This window comes from Pontibacter chinhatensis, assembly GCF_900113285.1.
GTDB classification, from domain to species: Bacteria; Bacteroidota; Bacteroidia; order Cytophagales; family Hymenobacteraceae; genus Pontibacter; species Pontibacter chinhatensis.
In genome coordinates this window covers 669262-688506 of the sequence record NZ_FOOT01000001.1, presented here as the reverse complement: position 1 = coordinate 688506, position 19245 = coordinate 669262, and the positions used below count along the sequence as shown (strand labels likewise).

The 19245-nt window shown below is 50.0% G+C and carries 13 protein-coding genes; 4 read left to right on the top strand and 9 right to left on the bottom strand.

Features of this window, described 5'->3' with window-relative positions; all coding sequences use genetic code 11:
• Window positions 1–279 precede the first annotated feature (279 nt).
• A complete protein-coding gene (locus tag BM040_RS02955) occupies window positions 280–3666 on the bottom strand; it encodes an SBBP repeat-containing protein (RefSeq protein WP_394333070.1) in 3387 nt (1128 codons plus the stop codon).
• An 829-nt stretch (window positions 3667–4495) separates the two neighbouring features.
• On the opposite strand from BM040_RS02955, the gene BM040_RS02950 reads away from it, so the two are divergent.
• The 3 genes from BM040_RS02950 (at window position 4496) to BM040_RS02940 (ending at window position 10301) form a co-directional block, all read left to right on the top strand.
• On the top strand, window positions 4496–5296 hold the full coding sequence (locus BM040_RS02950) for an alpha/beta fold hydrolase (protein WP_092098853.1): 801 nt from the start codon (window positions 4496–4498) through the stop codon (window positions 5294–5296).
• A 3-nt stretch (window positions 5297–5299) separates the two neighbouring features.
• The gene (locus tag BM040_RS02945) at window positions 5300–7342 is read left to right on the top strand and encodes a PAS domain-containing hybrid sensor histidine kinase/response regulator (protein WP_092098851.1); all 2043 of its coding nucleotides are present in this window, start codon (window positions 5300–5302) and stop codon (window positions 7340–7342) included.
• Window positions 7343–7796: 454 nt separating this feature from the next.
• The gene (locus BM040_RS02940; RefSeq protein ID WP_092098849.1) at window positions 7797–10301 is read left to right on the top strand and encodes a PAS domain-containing sensor histidine kinase; all 2505 of its coding nucleotides are present in this window, start codon (window positions 7797–7799) and stop codon (window positions 10299–10301) included.
• Window positions 10302–10438: 137 nt separating this feature from the next.
• Here the strand turns inward: BM040_RS02940 and BM040_RS02935 are convergent, their stop codons facing one another.
• The 6 genes from BM040_RS02935 to BM040_RS02910 form a co-directional block, all read right to left on the bottom strand.
• Window positions 10439–11047 carry an ankyrin repeat domain-containing protein gene (locus BM040_RS02935; protein WP_245756076.1) on the bottom strand — a complete coding sequence of 203 codons (609 nt, stop codon included), beginning with the start codon at window positions 11045–11047 and terminating at the stop codon, window positions 10439–10441.
• Window positions 11048–11106: 59 nt separating this feature from the next.
• Window positions 11107–12465: an amidohydrolase family protein gene (locus BM040_RS02930; RefSeq protein ID WP_092098845.1), complete on the bottom strand. Its 1359-nt coding sequence runs from the start codon at window positions 12463–12465 to the stop codon at window positions 11107–11109.
• An 80-nt stretch (window positions 12466–12545) separates the two neighbouring features.
• Entirely contained in the window at window positions 12546–13394 is an 849-nt protein-coding gene (locus BM040_RS02925; protein ID WP_092098843.1) for an AraC family transcriptional regulator, read from the bottom strand.
• Between the two features lie 162 nt (window positions 13395–13556).
• Window positions 13557–14012, bottom strand: a complete 456-nt coding sequence (locus tag BM040_RS02920; RefSeq protein ID WP_092098841.1) for a lipocalin/fatty acid-binding family protein — start codon at window positions 14010–14012, stop codon at window positions 13557–13559.
• A 133-nt stretch (window positions 14013–14145) separates the two neighbouring features.
• Window positions 14146–14553 (bottom strand): hydroxyisourate hydrolase, encoded by a 408-nt coding sequence (uraH, locus tag BM040_RS02915; protein ID WP_092098839.1) that lies wholly within the window; start codon window positions 14551–14553, stop codon window positions 14146–14148.
• 72 nt (window positions 14554–14625) lie between these two features.
• A complete protein-coding gene (locus BM040_RS02910; RefSeq protein ID WP_092098837.1) occupies window positions 14626–15195 on the bottom strand; it encodes a Crp/Fnr family transcriptional regulator in 570 nt (189 codons plus the stop codon).
• Window positions 15196–15621: 426 nt separating this feature from the next.
• Between BM040_RS02910 and BM040_RS02905 the strand changes: the two genes are divergently transcribed.
• Window positions 15622–16305 carry an NAD(P)H-binding protein gene (locus tag BM040_RS02905; RefSeq protein ID WP_092098835.1) on the top strand — a complete coding sequence of 228 codons (684 nt, stop codon included), beginning with the start codon at window positions 15622–15624 and terminating at the stop codon, window positions 16303–16305.
• Between the two features lie 168 nt (window positions 16306–16473).
• Here BM040_RS02905 and BM040_RS02900 read toward each other — a convergent pair whose 3' ends face one another.
• Window positions 16474–17346: a cyanophycinase gene (locus tag BM040_RS02900; RefSeq protein WP_092098833.1), complete on the bottom strand. Its 873-nt coding sequence runs from the start codon at window positions 17344–17346 to the stop codon at window positions 16474–16476.
• Window positions 17347–17542: 196 nt separating this feature from the next.
• Complete coding sequence (locus BM040_RS02895; protein WP_217646683.1) at window positions 17543–18742, bottom strand: MFS transporter; 1200 nt, start codon at window positions 18740–18742, stop codon at window positions 17543–17545.
• Window positions 18743–19245 lie beyond the last annotated feature (503 nt).

Below are 19245 nucleotides of genomic sequence, written 5' to 3'. Positions count from 1 at the left end.
GTATGAAAAAGTATAGCCTGAAAGATTTATAAAACTTAGCAGCTTAAAATGACTTCTGGAAGATATGCTAACTCAGGTAAAGTAGTGAAGAACTGAGCCAGCTTTTAGAGTAGTCTCTAGTGGCAATACAAACAGATACTTTACAGGTCAATGCTGATTAGGACTATGGGCGTCCTGCCTGATTAGAGCTTTTGTTGATATGTATACTCAAAAGAGAGCCTACCGCTGAACACCAGCGGTAGGCTCTAAAGTGTTTCTAGCTTGATAGCAGCGACTGCTCTACCGCTCTACGACTATCTTGACAGTCTGAACTTTTTTTCCTGCAGCCAAACGGGCAACATAAAGGCCTTTTTGCAGGTCCTCCGCACTCACCTCATGCTCGTAGCGGTGGCCTACCTGCGCCTTACCATTGGCGATTCGTCTCACCAGCGCCCCCTTTAAGTCGTAGAGTTCCAGACTGTACTCTGTGTCCTGGTCAGCGGTAAAGGCCAAGGTAGTGCGCTCACTGAAGGCAGTGGGGTAGGCCACAAATTCGCTCGCAGAATGTGCTTCCTCCAGTGCAAGAACAGCGCTCTCCCTGCGGGTCTTCATGTTCGGTGTATGGATGGTGATATTGCCGCCGCCGATAGCTGCGCAGGCCGATGCGTTCTCATCTAAGTTTGTGGAGCAGGCAGGCTGATTATCATAGACCCCCGCACCGCGGGTGCCATCAGCCTTCAGCTCCCAAATCAGGATGCGCAGCCGGTCCTCTGCTTTGGCCCCTTGGAAATTTCCGTCGGTAGCCGAGACAAGGTAGGCAAATTTGCGCGGGTCGGTGGTCATGCCCCCTGAGCCACTTATGTAGGAGAGGGTGCCCTGGCCGCGGTAGAAAGCCTGGTTACCGGTGATGACCAGCGACCCATCCTCTACGTTAGTGCTGTGAAAAATAGCTGGTCCGCTTTCCAGCAGGAGCATCAGTGAGCCTTGCGCTACGTCTTCCGTTTTAGGTTTATACTTTGCCACCAGGGCCCATTGAACCCTGCTGCTGGCTTGCATGAGTTCAAAATCCGGGTTGGCAGGTGTGGTGAGCCAGCCGCTGCCGGTGACAAAGCCAGCCTGCGGGTTGAATACATGCACATAGATCGTAGTGTCTTGGGCAGGGCAGCCCGCGCCGGAGCTGTAGCTGATACTCAGTTTGTACACATCTGGCGTAGCGGGCCAGTCAACCGAGATGGAGGAAGTGCCCTGTCCGGTGAAGCCTGTGTAGTCATTGCCGCTGGAGCCGGTGATGCGCCAGGTATAACTGGTGGCGTTGGAGCCGGTGAGGGTGTAAATAGCATTTCCGGTGTTCACGGCAGCTGTTGTACTGCCCTGGATGGCCGCATCAGCCAGTACTGCGCATTGGCCCTGGCTGTATTTGACGGTGAGGATGTCAGCCCCAGTTCCTGGACGGAAGCTGTAGCCGGTAACGAAGACATTGCCTTCAGTGTCTAAGGCCAGGTCCCTGGCAGTGTCATCTATCTCACCTTCTTCTGTCTGGATAGCCCATACCTGGGTGCCGTCTTCAGCCTTATACTTTATCGTGTTAAACGCTCCTCCCGAAGATGTTTCGCTGTGGCCGGTCACATAGACGCCCCCTGCGTTGTCCACAGCAATGGCGGTTGCAAAATCTAAGCCATTACCATCATACCGGGCAACCCATTTCTGCTCTCCAGTGGCAGCTTCGTAACCGACGGTGATAACATCATACGCAAAATCCACTTCTTCGCCCCCTATACTTTGGCTGCGCCCGGTAACGTATACGCCGCCGTGATTGTCGACCGCTATGGCTGCTGGGTAATCATAGCCATCCCTGCCGGCATCATACCGGCTCACCCATTGCTGCTGCCCGGTTGCCGCATCATAGCTTACCGTTGCATAATCCGCATAAGTATGGATGCCTCTGCTGTAGCCAATAACGTAGACACTTCCCTGATTATCGACAGCAATGTCTGAAACCCATTCCTGTCCATCGGCCTCCCCGTTGAAGGTTCTGGCCCATGCCTGCGTGCCTGTAGCTGCGTCGTAACGGACGGTAAGGTAGTCGCCTGCGCTATTTCCCGTCACATAGACGCCCCCTGTGCTGTCAACCGCAATGGCTTCTGCAAGATTGTCGTTATTGCTTTCTCCATGGAAGGATGAGACCCATTGCTGCTGCCCGGTTGCTGCATCGTAGCGGATGGTAACGTAAGTAGAGGTGTTTTCCCCTGTTTCGCTACTACCAGTTACGTAGAGGCCTCCTTTCCCGTCTAGAGCTAGTCCTGCAGCATTATCCCAGCCGTTGTACTCCCCGTTATAGCGTTTCTCCCAATCCGTGTTGCCGGTAGAGGCGTCGTAGCGGATAGTGACGTAGTCCCCATCGCTGCTTCCCGTCACAAAAACACCTCCTTCGTCATCAACGGCGATGCCGCTTACATGACTATTGAAGCCTCTATCATATACACTGACCCAAAGCGCCTCTCCTGTAGGGGAATACTTGATGGTGACAAAGTCGGCTTTACCTACGTTGTAGTTGTGGTTGTCATTCGTGCCGGTTACATAAGCATTCCCGGCAGCATCTACGGCAACAGCAATTCCATAGTCGCTTTGACTTCCAAAGCCATTATACCGCTGCTCCCAATCTTTTTCGCCGGTAGTAGCTTCATAGCGGATAACCACAATGTCGGGGCCTGTTTCTCTGGCAGGGTAGAACCCGGTCACAAACACGCCTCCTTTATTATCGATGGCAATGCCCCTTGCCTCAGCCCAGCCTTCGTCTTTTTCTCCGTAAGAACTGACCCATTTTAGATTACCTGTGTCTGCCTCATAGCGAATGGTGGTAAATACGTGGGTGGTTTCCCCGGTTTGGCTGGTACCGGTAACAAAAATGCCTCCTTGGTTATCTACGGCGATGCCCGCAGGCTGATCCCGACTATTGTCCTCTTTATTATAGTAACGAAGCCATTTCTGCTCTCCGGTGGCAACATCATACCTGATAGTGGTGAAATCTGAATTGTTGTAGGTGCTGCCGCTATACCCAGTAACATACACGCTCCCTTGGTTGTCGACGGCAATAGCGGTTGCCCAGTCGTAGCCGTTATCGGCATTATTGTGCTGGCTGGCCCACAACTGTTCTCCGGTGGTAGCACTGTAGCGGACAGTGGCGATATCATACCCCGTCGTGCCATTGTAGGTGGTACCGGTTATAAAGACGCTGCCCTGGTTATCGGCATCGATGAACGGCTCCCCGAAGAAGCCCCCCATGCTGTAGCGGCTCACCCAGTCCTGTTTGCCGGTAGCAGCATCATAGCGAACAGTGACGTAATCGGCGCCAAAATCTCCCGTGTAGCTTACACCGGTCACATAAACGCCGCCCTGGTTATCAACGGCAATGGCTGTCGCAAAGTCCGTGTCATCGTTCTCCCCGTTGTAGGTACTGGACCAAATCTCATTTCCGGTAGTGGCATCATAACGGATGGTAGCATAATTGGGGCTCTCTGTACTGATGGAGGTATTGCCGGTGATGTAGACGCTCCCTTGGTTGTCGACAGCGATGTCTGTAGCGCGAATACCTGTAGCGTTATCCCAACTTTCTGCACCAGTTTGTGTGTCGTAACGGACTATCGCATCGCCAGTAGCCACATATACGCCGCCTTTATTATCTACCACAATGCCTCTAGTTTCACTAAAAGATCCTTTTGCGTATTCCTGTACCCATAGTTCTTCCCCTGTCGGAGAAAGCTTAAAAGTCACAACTTTACTTTCGTATGTATTGTTGTTGGTGGCGGTGCCACTGACATAGCTATTGCCTTCATTGTCTGTAACGATAGTTTGAGTATATCCAGGTTTGTCTCCCGTTGGTCCGGAACTATCATATGTTCTGATCCATTCCTCAACGGGCTGCTGCGCCTCTGCTTTCATACTTAAGGTTAACAAGAATAGCCAAAGGCAGTAAAGTAGTTTTGTTTTCATGTGCGTGGTAGGTTTAAGATTGTACAATTAAATAAAGCATGCGTAGCAAAGAGAAGCTTCTGGTAGTGGAACAGAAGTCATGGAAGCTGCTGGGATACAATTGCTTACTTGAAATGTGTACGTTTTATATGTGAATAATTGCATTTAAGGAAGCTCAAATTTTGCTTTATTTTGTTTCAGTAGATGCTCACGGTGTGAAGGGTATAAAAGTGATGATGAATAGCTGACTGCCGCCTGTAGCATAATATGTGGAGGTATATCGGGTGATACCAAATAGGCCACTGCTACCATCATTGAAGTGCCGCAGAAATTGTAATTTTCTTTCTCCCAAGCTTTTACTTCAATATGTTGCGTCACCTGTGGCAAAGCAAACCTTTCTTAAATAGAAGGTTATAATCCTATACTTCGGACCGGTTCTGAAATAGACTTGTATCTAATTGCACTGGCAGGCTAAAAAAGTGAGAATAATCCGTTATATTTGAATATTAAGCAATTCTTTCCTTTTACAACTTTTCATAATTACAAGATGGATGTTCTTAAGAGAAACAATGTACAGGTAAGTGGAAAAGGCGAGAAGGCGATGGTCTTTGCCCATGGCTATGGCTGTGATCAGAACATGTGGCGCTTTATCACCCCTGCCTTCGAGGATGAGTATAAGATTGTGCTTTTTGACCATGTGGGCAACGGTAAATCTGATGCCACTGCCTATAACAAAGTAAAGTATGGCACATTGCACGGGTACGCAGATGATGTGCTGGCCATATGCAAGGCGCTGGACTTAGAGAACGCTATTTTTGTCGGGCACTCCGTAAGTGCGATGATAGGAGCACTAGCCGCCGTAAAGGAACCTAACCGGTTTGAAAAACTGGTAATGATCGGCCCTTCCCCTTGCTATATCAATGATGAGGGGTATATAGGTGGTTTCTCTAGAGAGGATATCGACGAACTGCTGGAGTCGCTGGACAGCAACTACCTGGGTTGGTCTGCAGCCATGGCTCCCGTGATTATGGGCAACCCGGGCAGGCCTGAACTGGGAGAGGAACTAACGAACAGCTTCTGCAGAACCAACCCTGAGATTGCCAAGCATTTTGCCCACACCACCTTCCTGTCTGATAACCGCTCAGACTTACAGAAGCTCAAGACAAAATCGCTTATTCTGCAGTGTTCAGAGGACGTGATTGCGCCAATGGAGGTGGGAAAGTATGTGCACGAGCAGATTGCAGATAGTGAGTTCATCCTATTAGATGCTACCGGCCACTGCCCGAACCTGAGCGCACCAGAAGAAACCATAGCAGCGATGAAGACGTTCTTGGAACGTAACAGATAAAACATGACTGGAGAAAATGGGGAGAAAAGAGCGGAGTTTAGCGTTCTGATAGAGGAAAGCGCAGAGGATCTTTATGAGAATGCTCCGTGTGGTTATCTCTCTACACTGCCGAACGGCACTATCGTCAAAGTAAACAAGACATTGCTGCGTTGGCTCGGTTACGAAGCAGAGGAGCTCTTGCATCGTAAAAAGTTTCAGGACCTGTTGCCTGTTGGCGGCAAGCTGTATTACGAAACACACTATGGCCCACTGCTCCAGATGCAGGGTTCTGTTAGCGAAATAAACTTTGATCTGAAAGAAAAGCAGGGGCAACGGTTGCCGGTGCTCGTTAATACCATCCAGATTGTGGGCGATGATGGCAAACCGTTGCTAAACCGTACCACCGTCTTCAACATCACAGACCGCAAGAAGTATGAGCAGGAACTGCTCAGGGCCAGGAAAGAGGCGGAAGAAGCGGCCAAGGTAAAGGCTGAGTTCCTCTCCACGGTCAGCCACGAAATCCGAACGCCTCTGAATGCCATAGTAAGCATTGCAAACCTGCTGCAGGCAACAGACCACTCAAAAGAACACAAAGAGTACTTCAGAGCCCTTAAGCTATCGGCCGATAGCCTCTTCCACCTCATCAACGACATCCTGGATTACAGCAAGATTGAGGCGGGCCGGGTAGAACTTATCGAGAGGCCAATGAGCCTGCGTGAGTTGGTTTATTCTCTTGTATACTCCGTCAGCATTACGGCTGAGGAGAAAGGGCTTGCCATGAAGGTGGAACTGGATGAGAGACTGCCGGAGCAGGTATTGGGGGACCCGGTTAAAGTCGGTCAGATCCTCACAAACCTGCTTGGCAACGCCATTAAGTTTACCGAGGAGGGGTATGTCGCTCTAAAATTACAAGTACAGGATCTGACAAATGAGGAAGCTTCCATTCACTTCCAGGTGGAGGACACCGGTATAGGCATTCCGCCCGACAAGTTAGAGAAGGTGTTTGAAGAGTTCACCCAGGCCAGTTATGACGTAAACCTGAAGTATGGGGGAACAGGCCTTGGCCTGACTATCAGCCAGAAGTTGCTATCCTTGTACGGGAGTAAACTCTCTGTTGAGAGCGAGGAGGAGAGAGGCACTACGTTTTTCTTCAACCTTCGGCTCAAACTTGCACCGGAACAGAATGCTACACCTGACGAGTTGACAAACGAATCAGAAGACTTTATTCGAGGCGTGAAGCTCTTACTGGTGGAGGACAACCCTGTTAACGTGTTGGTTGTATCCAGGTATCTTCAACGGTGGGGCGTGGAGTACGATGTGGCAAAGGATGGCATAGAAGCGGTGGAGCATGTGATGCGCCATGATTACAACCTGGTGTTAATGGACCTGCAGATGCCGCACATGGATGGCTATGAGGCCACATCGAAGATAAGAGGTCTTAGAGAGGAGAAGTACAGGCAGCTGCCTATTATTGCCCTTTCAGCCTCTGCCAGGTACGATTTTAAAGAACAGATGGAGGCCGCAGGCATCGATGACTTCATCAGCAAGCCATTCAACCCCATGGAGCTACGGGCTAAAATAACCTTCCATAGTCTCAACGCTGCTCAAGATGCGCTGGAGCCTGCAGGTACGGAGGAGTCACCTGGTTTCGAATCCTCTTGGCACTTAGAACCACCTACTGAACCAGATGCGCCTGCCTTTACATTGACTACCCTTGAGGAAATGCTGGAAGGGGACGAAAAGGATTTGGAAGAACTAGTCAGAATGACAATTCGCAATTTTGAGATTGCAAAGCTCGAACTCCAAAATGCACTTGTCTCCCAGGATCTGAAATCCTACAGGTCCAGTAATCATAGAATACGAATGACTGTGGAGCTACTGCATGCCGGCAGACTACTGAGCACCATCGAAAGGGGCAGAAGCCTGCTGGAAAGCAATGTGGCAGCAATGGAAGAAAAAGAGGAGGCATCCGTGGCAATGGGGGAGGAGTTCAACAGCGTTATCTCGGGGTTGAAAGACACGCTCATCAACCGTTGGGGCAGCGTGGAGGCGACCAACGGCCTTTAATCCTCTAATCTTCCAAGCTATTCTCATTCCCCGCGTCAAATAAAGATCTGTGATTTTGCTCCTAAGAGACCATCTGGTAGAACTGGAGTAAAGTATAAGGTCAGGCCTTCCCGCAGGAAAAGACAAACCTGAAGCATATTAGTCAAGCCCTTTATACTTGGTGCCCTTCCTATTAAATCACTCACAAGCTTTAGCCAAACTCAGCTTTGATGGCCGCTGGTCATACTTTTTCTGTTTCCATAAGGCAGGTCATTTAATTATCAGGCACCTTAGATGGGAAGTATAGCTTACTTTGAATTAATACAAAACTGTGAGTAAGCCTTTTCAGCTGTTACACAGCTTATTGGAATCGGATGCTGCCTGGTAAATCAGATTTTATGCCTAATCACTTGTCGATTTACTACTAACCCATGCGTGTTAGCAGCGTATATAGTCAACCTTTTATGACCTATTAATGATCAATAAATCATTTCCCGCCGCATCCGAAAATAATCCATTTCAGCCAGTACCTTTTCAAAAGGTGTTTGAAGCACAAGCAGCCTTACAGCTCCTTCTCTCACCTGAGTGGAACATCATAGGAGCTACGGATGCATATCTTCGGGAATGCATGACCGAGCGGGAAAGCATTGTGGGGAAGAGTATCTTTGATGTTTTTCCTGAGAACCCTGAAAATCATGACTCGTCAGCTACATCTAAATTAAGAAGATCCTTGGAGCAGGTCTTTGCTACTGGTAAGCCGCACCAGATCAAATCCTTCCGATACGACATACCTGATCCGGAGAGGTCAGGAATTTTTTTGGAGCGGTTCTGGTGCACTACCAACACACCTGTTATAGCTGAAAACGGCAATGTTATATACATCATACATGAAACCACAAATATTTCAGATGAAGTAAAGGCCAGAGAGCAGCTAAATGAGAGCAAAGAGAGGGAAAGACAAGCCCTGGCGCAAGCTGAACAGCAGCGAATTCGGTTGGAGCGTTTGCTGGAACAGGCACCTGCTGCCTTCGCTATGCTCGAAGGCCCTGCGTTTACGTACAGTGTACTTAACAATGCGTACCAACAGCTTTTCCCTGGTAGAGAGTTAGTTGGTTTGCCCTTGTTTGATGCCTTGCCAGAGCTTAGAAACCAGGTGGTGTATGACATCATCCACAACGTCTATAACACAGGGGAAACATTTGAGGGAAAGGAAGTTCTCATCCCGGTGGCCCGCTATAAAGACCAGCCCTTAGAAGAAATTTACTGGAACTTTATTTACCAGGCACTTTACGATGCTGATGGCAAAGTTACAGGTATCCTCATCTTTGCACTGGATGTGACAGAGTTTCTCGTAGCCCGGAGACAGGTAGAGAAAACCGCCAGCGCGCTACAGGACCTCAATCGGAAGCTGGAGGAAAGGGTGGAGGACAGAACGAAGGAATTACGAGTAGCACAGGCAGATGCGCTCAACAAAAAGCAACAGTTAGAAAGCCTGTTTATGCAGGCCCCCTCTGCTATCTGTATCCTGGATGGGCCTGACCATATATACCAACTGGTAAACCCTGTGTACCAGAAAATTTTCCCAGGCAGAGAATTACTAGGAAAGCCCTTGCTGGAGGCACTACCGGAGCTGGAAAACTCCACGATTCCAGAAATCCTTAAGATGGTGTACCAAGCAGGGGAGACCTATGTTGCCGGAGAATTGCCCCTGATGCTGGCAAGGCATGAAGGAGGACCGCTGGAGCAAATATACTGGTCCTTTACCTACCAACCACGCCATAATGGGGAAGGCAAAGTCGACGGTATATTGGTGTTTGCCCATGAGGTGACGAACCAGGTGGAGGTACGCAAGACTATTGAAAGCAGTGCTCAGCAGCTACGGTTGGTAACAGACTCCCTGCCTGTACTTATTTCCTATCTTAACAAGGAGGAAAAGTATAAGTTCGCTAACCGGGCATATGAGAGCTGGTTCAACATGAAAGTAGAGGACGTGCTCGATAAGACAGCATTGGAGGTGGTAGGAGTAAAAGCATATGATAAGGCAAAAGCATATATAAAACGGGCACTGGCTGGGGAACAAGTTAATTACGAGACAGCTATGCCTTATCCAAGCGGGGTAAGGTATACTAACACTAGCTTTGTGCCGGATGTGCGCGATGGCGAGGTGGCTGGGTTTTACGCGCTTATCTCAGACGTAACGGAACAGGTGGAGTCTCGGATGGCTCTGGAGAGAAGAGAGCAGGAAGCAAAGGCCATGGCAGAGAAATTGGCTAAAGCTAATCAGAGACTGATGCAGACCAACAACGACCTTGATAATTTTATCTATACAGCGTCGCACGATCTGAAAGCCCCTATTTCCAACATTGAGATGCTGGTTGAAGAGCTGCTTGTGGAGTTACCTGCAGAAAGCCTGGATCAAAAAGAGGTTAGTACCATTATCAACATGATTAGGGGAGCAATTGGCCGCTTTAAGAAAACGATATCCAGCCTGACAGAAATCACGAAACTGCAGAAAGATAACAGGGAAACGCTTGCCACCGTGAGCATAGCAGATGTTGTGAGTGAGGTTGTGCTTGACCTGGATAAGCTGATTGAAAAAACAGGTACTCAGATAGAAATAGCCGTGGGCGATTGCACCACAGCTTCCTTCTCAGAAAAAAACCTGCGCAGCATTATCTATAACCTCCTCTCAAACGCCATCAAATACAGACACCCTGCAAAAGAACCAAGAGTTACTGTAAGCTGTGAAATAAAACAAGACTATCTACTGGTGCAGGTACAGGATAATGGGCTGGGTATTGGCTCCAAGCAGCAGGCAAGGCTTTTCACTATGTTCAGGCGTTTTCATGATCATGTTGAAGGATCGGGCGTAGGGTTGTATATGGTGAAGCGCATCATAGACAATGCCGGTGGAAAAATAGAAGTAAGCAGTGAGGAGGGCGTTGGAAGTATATTTCGTGTATATATTCCTCTTTCCTGAAATAGCTTTATAGGCGAACTTACATTCTGCATGAAGAGATAGTTATTTTTATACTTCCTGCAGAACATCTACTCCCCCGGAAAGCGCAGCCGAACCCTTTCAGGCCTGTTCTGCTGATAATCCAAAGTATAACTAGACTAGCGGTTACTTGCCTTTTCTAGCAAGTTCGCAATCTCAGTATAGCCTCGCTCGCGGGCATGCTGCAGCGCTGTCACGCCATCTTTATCAGGAATAGTGATATCGCAGCCGGCGTCAACCAGCATCTGTACTACCTCTACGTAGGTTTTGCTGCCGTCTCCCAGCACGACGGCCTCCATCAGGGCTGTCCAGCCCAGGCGGTTAACGTGGTCGATTGGGAAGCCTTCGGTATTGGCCAGCAGCTTTACTACTTCCAGGTGGCCCCGTTCGCAGGCCGGGATCAAGGCGCTGCCGTTGTAGCGGTTAAACACATCAAAGCGGGCACCATGTTCCAAGTATAATTTCACCAAAGAAGTATGCCCGGCAGCCCCGGCATACAGGAATGGACTGTCCTTGATAACATCCTGTTGGTTTACATCTGCGCCGTACGCCACCAGCAGCTCCGCCATTTTAAGGTCGTTGTTATGGGTGGCCAGCAGCAGGAGGGACCTTTTCTGGTGATCTGTGGCATTGACATTGGCACCGTTAGCCAAGGCTGTAGATACCTTGTCCAGCTTTCGGTTTGCGACGGCTTTAACAACATTATCCTGTGCGGTTTGAGTATGCATGGTGTTTTCTGATTGGCAAGCGGTAAAAAGAAAAAGGGAAAGCATCAAAAAGAAAGTGTTCATACTGCAAAGCTCTGGTAAACGATTTTTCCTTGATGAATCAGTGAGGTAACAGGGGAGATACGGGATACGGCTTCTGCCGAGCAGCTGGCATCTACCAACACCATATCGGCTGTGTCGCCAACTTGCGGCCATTGGCGCTCTCCTTTGTCGCTTAGCGGCAGCATGTTGTGCGTAGCCAGTTTCAGGCAGCGGGAGAGTTCGAATTCGGTCGAGTAGCCGTATAGCTGCGCCATCAGGTTGGCTTTCTGCAGCACGCTGCCCGAGCCGAAGGTGTTCCAATGGTCGATGATGGAGTCGTTACCAGTGCGCACGTCCACGCCATACTTGTACAGTGTCGGGATGGGCATCACCATACTTCCGAAAGGTATGGTGGAGATGATGCCCACCTGGGCAGCGGCCAGCTTCTCGGCTACCTCCTCCTGTTTAGGCTTTTCGAGCCTGGCTAGCACAAAGGCGTGACTGATGAAGGATTTGCCCTTGAGGATCGGATTTTCATTTACCCGGGCGATCAGGTACTCTACGGTGCGTAACCCGGGCTCGCCGCCCTCGTGCAGGTGTATGTCAATTCCTTTGTTATAGTCGAGTGCCAGTTGCACCACAAAATCCATACTTTTCTCCACGTCCCCGTCGATGGCGTGTGGGTCCAAACCGCCAATGTAGTCGATGCCCATCATAGCTGCTTCTTTCATCAACGTTTGGGAGTTGGAACGGAAGATGCCGTGCTGCGGAAAGGCCACTAACTCTGCGCCAAAGCTATCCTTTTTGTTCTCCAGGGCCTGCTGCAGGTTTTTCAGGGAGTCGAGTTTGGAGGTGGGCTCGATATTGACGTGGCTCCTGGCAAAGTTTGATCCCTTCGATTGCAACAGCTCGATGAGCTTTTCGGCCCGCTCGGTAGAGGTCTTGAGCATCTCCGGCAGCACCCGCTGCTCGTAGGCAATCATGTCCTGCACAGTTCGGTTTGACTTGCGGCGCGCCTGCCACGGACCACCGTAAAATGTCTTGTCCAGGTGGATGTGCATGTCCTTGAAGGCGGGGAGTAGCAAATGCCCCTGGGCGTCGATAGCCCTGGCACCTGGGTTGTTGGGCAGTATGGCCTTAACTTTCCCCTCGCTCAACTCCAAGGTAAACAACTCAGTTTTGGTGCCGGTAACTTCCCCCTCCTCGTACACAAAACTGGTCTCGAGCCTGACGTTTTTGAGCAACAGATTCTTACCATTGGCAGGTTCTTCGCTCTGTTCAGAGGCTACTGGTTGACCGGCGGCAAGTATACTGTTGCATCCCATCAGGCCGCTACCGGCTAGCAGCATGGTGGAGTTAATGATAAAGTCTTTTCGCGTGATAAGTTGTGGTGCCATACTTCTTGATTTTATACTTGCAAAGGTAGCCCCGGTTATACTTTAAGCAGATGCAGGATTACTGCCAAAACTTGTGAATTTTATAACTGGCCTCGGAAGGCCCGGGGTGAGATACCAGTCTGAGCTTTAAAGAAATTAGAAAAATAAGCCAGGTCGCTGAAGCCGAGCTCGAAGGCGATTTCTTTCACCGTCATCTCAGAAGCCAGCAGGAGTCGCTTGGCCTCCAGGGTGATGCGGTTCTGGATGAGGTACATGGCCGGGACCTGCAGGTGCTTTTTGCAAAGTATGTTCAGGTAGTTGGCTGTAATATGCAGCTGGTCGGCATAGAAGGCCACTGTCTTGTGATCTTTAAAGTATAGGTCCACCAGCTTGTGGTATTTCAGCAGGGCAGGGGCGGCACGGTAGGCTATCAGGTCCTCATACTTATTTTCGGCCTCACGGCTGATAAGCTGGGCCACCAACTGGCACCGCAGGTTCAGAATGCTCCAGTGCAGGGGCTTTTTGCGTAGTTCGTCGCGGATAGTGTGGAATTCATACCGTAGTTGCCGGAGGGCCTCCTCGGAAAGGTTGAGCACGGGGTACTTCTGGTAAAGTATAAACGAAAACTCCAGGGAGGCTGAGAAGGTCTCAAACAAGGGCCGGCTGATCATCAGTTGGTAGGCTTGAGTGGTTTCGTCTAGTTCCCAACGGTGCACCTGGCCCGGAAGCAACAGGTGCAGCTGGTGCTCGCTTACGGGATACTCCTGAAAGTCGATGGTGTGGATGCCACCTCCTTTCTCTACCAAAAGCAAAATAAAGAAGTCGTGCTTGTGGGGCTTTTCGATGCGCATTTCCCCGCAGAGTTCGTGGTACTGCAAGTTCGCTTCCGCTTGCAGGTCCGGCTGAAACTCTTGTATTCCAAGTATGGGGAAATGGTCTTTCTCGTGCACAGGAGTAAGTATAAGTTACGGCTTTCGGTTAGCTACACAAAGCATACGGAGATTCCAAATCCTTGTGTTGACAAGCGGGCCGGAGGAAAGCTAACAGCTAGCGGGAGGCATTGTTATACCTCTCCTTCCGAATCCACCGCACACGAACTATGAAATGGCGTGCTACAGGTGCCGCTTCAGCACTACCACTTCCTGCTGCACAATCACTTCACCATCTTTCCGCTCTTCTTCCCTTTTCACCATTGTGAGCCTATTTTCTGTAAACGACAAAGCATAGGGCTCTTTATCGGTGTGGAACTGTCCTATATACAGCTCTCCTTCCAGCATCCATATTGGTAGTGTGGTTTGGTGGCGCCCAAAGCCATCTGTTATGATAAGCTTATTCTCAGCAGTAAATTCGTAAGTCTTCTCGCCAGGCTGATAAATGTCGCGGTCTGTCTCTTTCTCTACGCCTCTCACTTCTTCTGAGTCTGTTTTGGATATCACGTCCCATTTGCCCAAAAGTCTGTTATCAATGGGGTTCTGGCCATCTGCCTCCTTGTCTTTGTTCTCCTGGCAGGAGGCAGAAAGGGTAGCAACGGAGAACATCAACAGGATAAAGAATTGTCTAACGAACATAGTTGAAAAAATTAAATGTATAAACGACCCTAGAACTGCATTAGAGCAGCTCCAAGGGGCAAGAGGTACTTGTCAGCTTGGTACAGTGTAAAATCTATGAGCAGTATACAGCCGCCTCCGGTAAAGCTAGGCGCTAGTTGCCTCTGTAGGTGGAGTAGCCGTAGGGGGAGAGGGTAATCGGAACGTGATAGTGCTCTCCGTCCTTGATTTGAAACACCACTTCGATGAAGGGATAAAACGTTTCCGTGTTTTGCTGTTTAAAATAGTCGGCTACCAGGAAGGTGAGCCTGTAAACTCCTGTCTCCGTTTTTTTGTAGTCGAGAAAATCCTTGATGCGGCCTTTGCTGTCTGTCTTTTTCTCCTCCACTAGTGTCCATTTTCCGTTCTTCTCATTCAGTTTTTCCAGCTTTACTGGCACGCCTGCCGCAGGACGACCGGTAGAAACATCAAGAATGTGGCTAGATAACTGATGGGTATGCGCCTGTGAGAAAGCCACGGAGACAGCCAAGCTAAGCAGGAATGTCAGGATTAAGTGCCTCATAGTTGTATAGTTTTGCTTTAGCGCAAAGGTAGAGGCACCCAGGCTGAGAAACGTTGACGCAGGGCAACGTTTTCAGAGCTTTGCCTTGGTGCGGCTTAGCGTGGAAGGGGAGATGCCCAGGTAAGAAGCGGCCATTTTATTCGAAACGCGCAGCAAGAAATCGGGCTGATGCCTTATAACCCATTTTACTTTCTCCAATGCGTCGAAGCCCTGAAATCCGTAAATTCTTTTCTGAGCCATGATGAAGCCCTGCTCCAGAATCTGCCGGTAGATAAAACCAAAAGCAGGTATGGTCTCTGCTAAATGCAGAAAGTCCGCTCTGCGTATTCTGAGCAGTTCGGACCGCTCAATGGTTTGCATGTACTCAGCCGCTGGCACCTGTTCTATAAAGCTAGGCAGGGCGGTGCCAAAGCCTCCCTCGAAGGCAAAGAACCTGCTTGTGTCCCGGCCGCCTTCATGGATGGTGTAGATTCTGATGCAACCCTTATTTACAAAATAGTAATGCTGACAGACCTCTCCGCTAAGGAGCAGGTGCTCGTTACGCTTCGTGCTAACAGGGCTGAAGTAAGTATAAATCTGTTCTAAATCAGACGCAGCTATACTTGCCCTGCTGCTTATATATTTTCCTAAAAGCTCATACATGGTGCAAACTCCTCTGTATACTTCTTTGAAGCAGGCTAATGGTGCTTAGCTTCTTCTCCATAAAACAACAAGAAGCAAAGCACTTTTGCTGTAGCGTAACGGTTATTTTTTGAAAATATAGTAAGTATAAGCTTCGCTCTCTAAGTTTCAGAAAGTATCTGCATGCACTACTTCAAAGCACTACCCACCAAGATTTCGCTTCTCCCTATAGCAATCTTTTTCATGTATATCCTTCCTAGCAGAATACGCCAGCCATGGCGTTACACCTAAACGCTGAGAAGGTTTGTTGTTCCTTGAGTATGTCTTGTCTTTTCCATAAGTCGTCTTCTGCGTCCGGACTGAGTAAGGCTATCGGGTAGCTGACACAGCCTGAAAGCCAGGCACGCGTATAAGGCGGTACTACTTGTCACTTGAAAAATACATACTATGAAAACAGCACTCGTAATTGGCGCAACTGGTTTAGTAGGAAAACAGCTCGTACAGCTGCTGCTGGCTGACAGCCGCTTTCAAAAAGTAATCGTTTTTGGAAGGCGAACCCTGGGCATAGCTGATACCAAGCTAGAAGAGCATCTTATTAATTTTGATGCACCGGAGGAATGGCAGCACCTGGTGAAGGGGGATGTGCTCTTCTCTACACTCGGCACTACTTTAAAGCAGGCCGGCGGTCAGAACCAGCAGTACAGGGTTGATTACTATTACCAGTTTAAGTTTGCAGAGGCAGCCGCCCAAAACGGAGTGCCAGCTTATGTGCTTGTCTCCTCCTCAGGGGCCAACCCCGACTCCATGATCTTCTACTCCCGTATGAAAGGCGGGTTGGAGGAGGCAGTTAAGAAGCTTGATTTCCAGAGCATCAATATACTGCAACCCGGCCTGCTGCACGGGCAGCGCCAAGAAAGCCGCTTCGGCGAGGTAGCTGCTTACAAGGTGCTGCACCTGCTCGACAGGGTAGGGCTGGCGGGCAAGTACAGGCCTTATGAGGATAAGGTAGTGGCGCAGGCCATGGTGAACGCAGGTCTCACAGCACAGGCGGGCGTGCATACCTACACCCTGGGAGAGATATTTAAACTGGCAGAAAATAAACCGCAGGAAAGCGGGCAACACTATGTGTAGGTAACCTTAAGCAAGCCGGAGGGTTGGTTTAAGGTTTGGAAGAAATCAGTGCTCAGGAATTAACATGGCGTGTCCAGGCCATGCTTATTTAGTTAACCAATCTTATATACTGTTGCCTCTAAAATTAGACTGTATGTTAGGCTCTTTAATTATCTGGATTCTCTCCATTTAGCTTGCCTGCCCTTGCTCTTTCACAAACTTGCCGGAGCGTACCCGATAGCTTTTTCCTTTGGGCAGCACATGCAGGAGCAGGTGCTCCAGGCATAGCTGTTCGCCATTAGGAATGGCCGGGAAGTTGTTCTCATACAGCTGCCGCCCATCCATGAGGATGACAAGCCCTGAACCGATAGTCTCAATCACATTCCCGTTCCTGATCAGCACACCCGTGTCCTCACCCAGGCCGATGCCGATACGGTCTGGGTAAGCGGCTATTGACTCGATGAGGCGCGGGATACGGCGACGGTTTATAAAGTGGGTGTCGATGATCATATTGGGTAGCAGGGAAAGGCCCTCAGCCAGCCGTACTGTCCCTTTTGCCAGGATGCGCCGGTGCTCGGCACTTCTGATCATCATGCTGCAGAGCGCCATGGCCCCCGCGCTGGTGCCCGAAATCAGGAACCTGGCTTCCTGATCATAACGCTCCTGAAGCAGGGCCAGTGCCTTTGTGTGCAGGAAGGCCGCCGCTATCCTGCTCTGGTCCCCGCCCGTGAACAGGACGCCGTGTGCCTCCCGCAGACGTGCAAGGTTCTCCGGTCTGTCGGCCTCCTCGCGGGTGCGGATGTGCAACAGGCCAACGTTGTGGCTGTCGAGCAGATGAAACGCATGGACGTAGGCAGCTCCCATCTCCTCGGGTATGAGCGAGGCCGTAGTCACCACCTCCAGCCTGGACTCGGTGCCATAAAGTTCAAGGTGAATCCGCTCCAGAATACCCTGCTGAAAGAAGTTGATTTTACTTCTCAGGCTAGGAATGGTCGGCATGGGGTATGTGCCCTTGTCCACGTTGCCACCTATGGCGATTATTGTTCCCCTGGGAGTATGCATGGCAAGTTGTTGTGAAGCATTAATGCAGATACTTGCAGTTCTATTTCATACGGTTGAAAAATAAACTAAACAATGCTCCCGAAGTAAAAATAAATGTACGGCTGACATAGCAGCCCACTTTTACGTTGCGACAGGCTTACTGCTGCATTAGCAAAGTATGGTAACTATACTTCACGGCAAGTGGAACAAATAGCCCTTAACTACTGCTGCTCTGGGTAACCGGGGACTTAACGGAGAAGGCCAGGTACACCACTACAAGTATGGCAAGTATACCTGAAGCGGCAAAAGTGGTCGCGGGTCCGTACAATTGCCAGAGTAGGCCGGCCAGGGCAGAAGCGCCCAGCGTGGCTATACTTTCGAAAGCGGTATAGGTACCAATGGCGGTGGCGGTATCCCGGGGTGCGCAGATGTTCGTGATCCAGGCCTTGGATACGCCCTCGGTAGCTGCCGCAAAAAGCCCATAAGCAAGGATGAGCACCAGGTATACTTCCATTCGCAGCGTCAGCGCCATCCCCAAGTAGACAGCCGCAAACAGGCCCAAACCCATCAGGTATATTGGTTTGAGTCCCCATTTATCGGCTGCGATGCCCATCGGAAAAGAGGAGAGGGCATACACCAGGTTATAGAAGATGTACAGGCCGATAACATAAGTATCATCTAACCCCGCCTCTTTCATGCGGAGGAGCAGGAAAAAATCACTGCTGTTGAACAGCGCAAACAGCAGCAGGCCTACCAGCAGGCGCCTGTAAGCAGCCGGACTTTCCCGCCAGTAACTCAGAAAGTCCAGGAAGTTATACTTACTGCCCCTAGGGCTGACCTTAGCAGGCCTGCGCTTTTCCCGCAGCAGGTAGATTAGCAGCACCGAAGCCAGCCCCGGTACAAAAGCCATGTAAAACAGCGGCGTATACTTTCCCGGTTGCAGGTAGAGGTACAGCAAGGCAATGCCGGGCCCGATGCATGCGCCCAGCGTATCCATGGCCCTATGGAAGCCAAACACGCGTCCTTTGGTCTGGGGAGTTGCTTCGTCGGAGAGCAGCGCGTCGCGGGCCCCGGTGCGCAGGCCCTTGCCGAAGCGGTCGAGGGTGCGGGAACCGAATACCCAGAGCGGCAGGGGGGAGAGCGCCAGCATGGGTTTGGACACAGCTGCCAGCAGATAACCCCACCGGATGAAGGGGAGCCGCTGTCCGGTACGGTCTGAGAGGCGGCCGAAGTAGCCTTTGCTCAGACCGGCTGTAGCCTGTGCCACGCCCTCCAGCACACCTATGAGTAGAACCGAAAAGCCAATACTCCTCAGGTACACGGGCATGATGGGGTAGAGCATTTCGCTGGCAATGTCGGCAAAGAGACTAACCAGCGCCAGCACCCAGACCGTGCGGCTGAGGAGTCTAACTTTCACAGGATTATACTATGTCTTGATATCATCAACAAACAGATTGAATTTATTATAAGCCATGGTGATGCCACGGGCACGCAGTTCATGGCCTCTGGCTGTTATACTTTAGACCTTCCTCTTTATACTTTATACTTCCTGATTTATACTTTGGCCACCACTTTTATACTTATACTTTGGTTAACACCTTTATACTTGTATTTATACTTCTACTTGAGGTGTTTTATAGGAGTGCAGCATACAGTAAATCAGACGTACTGGTGGCGAGCCAGGGAACCAGACCTCTATGCCATCTGGATATCTGCCCTTGCGAAACCCTGTACCGCTAAGTCTCGGCACTACCAAACTCCGGCTACTGTTTGTGGTTTTTATACTTCCTGAAGTATGAATGGAAGGCGCTGTTTACCTGTCCCAGGCTTTCCCTTAAACCCCGCCTTTTAATACCTGATCGCGATTGTGAAACTGCTTCAGGAACAGTTGGTAATGCTATGAGGTACATCCTTAAAAAT

Excerpts from the sequence above, each read along its gene's own strand:
- BM040_RS02930 (WP_092098845.1), bottom strand. The coding sequence starts at position 12,465 with ATGGCACCACAACTTATCACGCGAAAAGACTTTATCATTAACTCCACC.
- BM040_RS02905 (WP_092098835.1), top strand. The coding sequence starts at position 15,622 with ATGAAAACAGCACTCGTAATTGGCGCAACTGGTTTAGTAGGAAAACAG.
- uraH (WP_092098839.1), bottom strand. The coding sequence starts at position 14,553 with ATGAGGCACTTAATCCTGACATTCCTGCTTAGCTTGGCTGTCTCCGTG.
- BM040_RS02935 (WP_245756076.1), bottom strand. The coding sequence starts at position 11,047 with ATGCATACTCAAACCGCACAGGATAATGTTGTTAAAGCCGTCGCAAAC.
- BM040_RS02940 (WP_092098849.1), top strand. The coding sequence starts at position 7,797 with ATGATCAATAAATCATTTCCCGCCGCATCCGAAAATAATCCATTTCAG.
- BM040_RS02920 (WP_092098841.1), bottom strand. The coding sequence starts at position 14,012 with ATGTTCGTTAGACAATTCTTTATCCTGTTGATGTTCTCCGTTGCTACC.
- BM040_RS02910 (WP_092098837.1), bottom strand. The coding sequence starts at position 15,195 with ATGTATGAGCTTTTAGGAAAATATATAAGCAGCAGGGCAAGTATAGCT.
- BM040_RS02950 (WP_092098853.1), top strand. The coding sequence starts at position 4,496 with ATGGATGTTCTTAAGAGAAACAATGTACAGGTAAGTGGAAAAGGCGAG.
- BM040_RS02945 (WP_092098851.1), top strand. The coding sequence starts at position 5,300 with ATGACTGGAGAAAATGGGGAGAAAAGAGCGGAGTTTAGCGTTCTGATA.
- BM040_RS02900 (WP_092098833.1), bottom strand. The coding sequence starts at position 17,346 with ATGCATACTCCCAGGGGAACAATAATCGCCATAGGTGGCAACGTGGAC.